Genomic DNA, 3805 nt, shown 5'->3' on the forward strand with positions numbered 1-3805 from the left:
CATGAAATCAATAATCCCCTGGGGGGCATTCTGGTATACAGCTACCTGCTGGAGGACCTGGAGGCGGCAATGACCCGAATTGTCGAAGTCTGTCAGGAACGTGTTTCGGCGTTGGGCAAAAGCTAGGGTGCCCCTCCACCAGCTGCGCTGGTCCCCCTCCCCGTACCGGGGAGGATCACAGGCGGCGCATCTGCTCGGCGGTTTTTGGGTGTGTACTGGAGGAAATCAAATCGGGTCGGTGAGCTAATATCCGCTAGAGGTGCGCTTATGAAAAAAGCGGTCATTTCGGACACGACAACATTGCGGACATTGCCAAAGTAAGTCAGCTTCGAATTATGAGAAGCCCAATTCGCCCAAGCCGCGGTATAAGAATTTTGATCTATGCGGCGCTGCTTTCAAGCTGTTCAGGCCAAGCAACAGATTGTGAGTCATTCGTTGTCGAGAATGTCTGGTTTGCGGAATTAAAAGAGCGGTTTCCAACAAAGATTGGCACGAACCTGGAGGCCAGAAACTGGATCGATAGCAGCCGGTTCAATACTAGCTGCCTCTATCGAGAACGCCCTGAATTCGAAAACGGAATGGACTATTTTGAAACGCGCGAAGCTCTGGATGGTAAGAAGGTTTTTCTTTTTAACCCCGTTGGAGTGACCGATACGCTCATTGGTTTCGTCGGCGACCAAGGCGATGCTCATGTGCTCGTTGTCGGAATGCTGTGAATGTCCGCTCCCCACAACAATTCAGGCATTCCCAACTCTTCTAGCCAACCCCAATTGCAGACATTCCGTCAATCCTGACACGCTCGGTCGAATTCCACGCCAAACATCGTGCAAATTTCACAACAACCGCATTTGCCCGCCCACTTCCGGTTTGCGGAACTGCGAGCAGTCCAGTTCGAACTTTACCTCCCCAATCCCGGCGCGTTTGCAGGCGAGGTTGAAGCGGGCGCGGAAGAGGTCGGGCCAGACGCCGGTGGGGCGCATTCGGGTGAAGAAGGTGGGATCGTTGTCCTTGCCGCTGCGGATCTGGCGGACGATGCTCATCACCTTGCCCGCGCGGTCGGGGTAGTGAACGGACAGCCATTCGCGCAGCAGCGGTGCGACCTCGTGCGGCAGGCGCAGGGGGATCCAGCTGGCCGAGCCGATGCCGAGCGCGCCCGCCTGCGCGATCAGGCCTTCCATGAATTCGTCGGTGATCGCCGGAATGACCGGGGCGATGGAAATATGCGCAGGGACTTCGGCCCGAACCAGCTCGCCGAGCGCCGCCAGCCGTTTCGCGGGCGAGGACGCGCGCGGTTCCAGCAGGCCGGACAGTTTCGCGTCGAGGCTGGTGACCGAAATCGCCACCGCCACAAGCCTGCGCCGCGCCATTTCCGCCAGCAGGTCGATATCGCGCAGCACGCGGGCTGACTTGGTGGTGATGGTCACCGGATGGCGCGCCTCCAGGCACACTTCGAGCACCGCGCGGGTTATCCGGTAGCGGGCCTCTATTGGTTGATAGGGATCGGTGTTGGTCCCCATCGCGATCGGCCGCGGGCGGTATTTCGGTTTCGCCAGCGTTTCGCGCAGCAGCCGCGCCGCGTCCGGTTTGGCGAAAAGCTTCGTTTCGAAATCCAGCCCCGGTGACAGATCGTGATAGGCATGGGTGGGCCGGGCGAAGCAGTAAACGCAGCCATGTTCGCACCCGCGATAGGCGTTGATCGAACGGTCGAAGGGAATATCGGGCGACTGGTTGAAGCTGAGAATCGTTTTGGGGTGTTCCTCCGTCACTGTCGTGCGCAGCTTCGGGGCTGGTCCGTCCAACGTCTCCGCCAAATCCTGCCAGTCCCCGTCAGACTCGCGCGCGTTCAGGCCGAAGCGCTGCGGCACCTGCGCCGACTGCGCGCCGCGTCCGGAAACGGGTGGGGCGACTCGTTCGTCCATGATTGGAACATAAACGGAACAAAGTGGTCAGGCCAGAGGAATCAGACCTCGCGCAGCCTCGGCATCAGTTCCACGAAATTGCAGGGCCGGTTCCGGCTGTCGAGCTGTTCCGCCAGGATCCCATCCCACCCGTCCTTCACCGCGCCGTTCGATCCGGGCAGGGCGAAGATATAAGTCCCGCCGGTCACGATGGCGCAGGCGCGCGACTGGATCGTGCTGGTGCCGATGGTCTTGAAGCTGAGCCAGCGGAACAACTCGCCGAAACCGGGGATGTCGCGGCCGCCGGAGGTTTCCCTCAGGCGAGCCAGCGCCTCCGGTGTAACGTCACGGCCCGTCAGGCCGGTGCCGCCGGTCGAGACGACCGCATCGATGGAGGGATCGGCGACCCACACGGCCAGCTGCTCGACAATCGTGTCGGCACTGTCACGCACGATCACGCGGGCGGCGAGGTTATGTCCGGCGCCCTCGATCCGCGCGGCGAGTATGTCGCCGGAGGTGTCGTCCTGCGCAGTTCTGGTATCGGACACGGTCAGGACCGCGATGTTGATCGGGGTGAAGCTGCGCTCCAGATCGATGCCCATCAATCGGCTGCGGCGACGCGCACTCCGCCGCTGCCGCCAAGGCCGGGGAAGGTCGGCCACATGCCTTGCGCCAGCGCAGCCCGGCTTGACGATGCGCCGCCGGCCTGGCGTTCGTACATCCAGTAATTGCGCATCACGATCGCAACATAGCCGCGGGTTTCCCAATAGGGGATGGATTCCATGTACAGCAGCGGGTCGCCCTGATCGTTGATCTCGGTATTCCAGCGCGTGACCGGGGTCAGGCCGGCGTTGTAAGCGGCCATGATCTTGGGCAGCAACCCGCCGGTTGCACGGCTGTCCCGCAGGCTTTCCAGCGCGCTCTGCCCGAAGGCGAGGTTGACCGAGGGATCGGCCAGATTGGCATAGCTGGCGTTCATGTTGAGCGACGGCGCGTGTTCGCGCGCGGCAATCGGCATGATCTGCATCAGGCCCTTTGCGCCCGCCGGACTGACCACGGCAGTGCGGAAGTTCGATTCCTGCAAGGCATGGGCATAGGCGAGTGCCGGATCGACCTTCCAGCCGGTGACGGGTTGCCATTTCGGCGCGGGAAAGCGCAGCGCGGGTTCGGCGCGGGCACCGCTGGGGGCGTTGTGCGCCATCCACAATTGCGTGGACGGCAGGCCGAGTTCGCGCGCGAGGCGGGACATCTGCGGATAATGCTGCGGATTGCCGATAGTCGCCTGATGCCGGAGGATAGTGTCCGCCAGATTGCCGCGGCCAATCTCCGCCAGCGCAACGGCGGTGCGGACGTTCTCGACATCGCGAACCTTCTGCCAGTCGGCCATGTCGAAATCGGGGGTTTCATGCGAAGCCGGCAGCGCCTGGCCGAGCAATTCGGCGGCGAGCATCCCATATAGCGTCTCGTCGAGCCGCGCTGCGCCGCGCAGATATTCCTGCGCCTTTTCGGGGGCCCGGCAACGCACGAAGGCGCGAGCGGCCCAGTAATAGGCGGCGGCGGTCAGCTCGACATTGGTCGATCCTTGCGCCGAGCGTTGAAAATGCTGGCCGGCCTGATTGCAATCGCCCATGCGCCATGCGGCAAGCCCGGCAACCCAGTCACCCTCGGCGACCCATGGACCGCTGCCTTGGCCCACGGTCTGCGCAATCGCGAAGGCGGCGGGATCGTTGTTCTCGATGTAATAGCTGAACGCCACCCGCTGGCGCCATTCGGCCCGTGCTTCGCTGCTCAGACTGGCGTCGATCCCGTCGAGGAGCTGGCGCGCGCCGTCAGGGTCGTCATATTTGATCCGGTCGAGAATGGCGGATTTGACGTCCTCCGGCATGGTGCCGTCCGACGTCTCGCGC

The 3805-nt window shown here is 62.5% G+C and carries 4 protein-coding genes; 1 reads left to right on the top strand and 3 read right to left on the bottom strand.

Annotation, left to right across the window (positions count from 1 at the left end; all coding sequences use genetic code 11):
• Positions 1 to 335 precede the first annotated feature (335 nt).
• Positions 336 to 716, top strand: a complete 381-nt coding sequence (locus U0988_RS13630) for a hypothetical protein (protein WP_322293172.1) — start codon at positions 336 to 338, stop codon at positions 714 to 716.
• 117 nt (positions 717 to 833) lie between these two features.
• On the opposite strand, the gene U0988_RS13635 is transcribed toward U0988_RS13630, so the two are convergent.
• The 3 genes from U0988_RS13635 to U0988_RS13645 all read right to left on the bottom strand — a co-directional run.
• Positions 834 to 1919 (bottom strand): PA0069 family radical SAM protein, encoded by a 1086-nt coding sequence (locus U0988_RS13635; RefSeq protein WP_322293173.1) that lies wholly within the window; start codon positions 1917 to 1919, stop codon positions 834 to 836.
• Positions 1920 to 1960: 41 nt separating this feature from the next.
• Positions 1961 to 2500 (bottom strand): molybdenum cofactor biosynthesis protein B, encoded by a 540-nt coding sequence (moaB, locus tag U0988_RS13640; protein ID WP_322293175.1) that lies wholly within the window; start codon positions 2498 to 2500, stop codon positions 1961 to 1963.
• Positions 2500 to 3805: lytic transglycosylase domain-containing protein (locus tag U0988_RS13645; protein WP_322293174.1), on the bottom strand; the 1306-nt coding region annotated here is incomplete at its 5' end. The genes U0988_RS13645 and moaB, both read right to left, overlap by 1 nt.

Origin of the sequence: Allopontixanthobacter sp. (assembly GCF_034376665.1) — a bacterium.
Classification (GTDB): Bacteria; Pseudomonadota; Alphaproteobacteria; order Sphingomonadales; family Sphingomonadaceae; genus Allopontixanthobacter.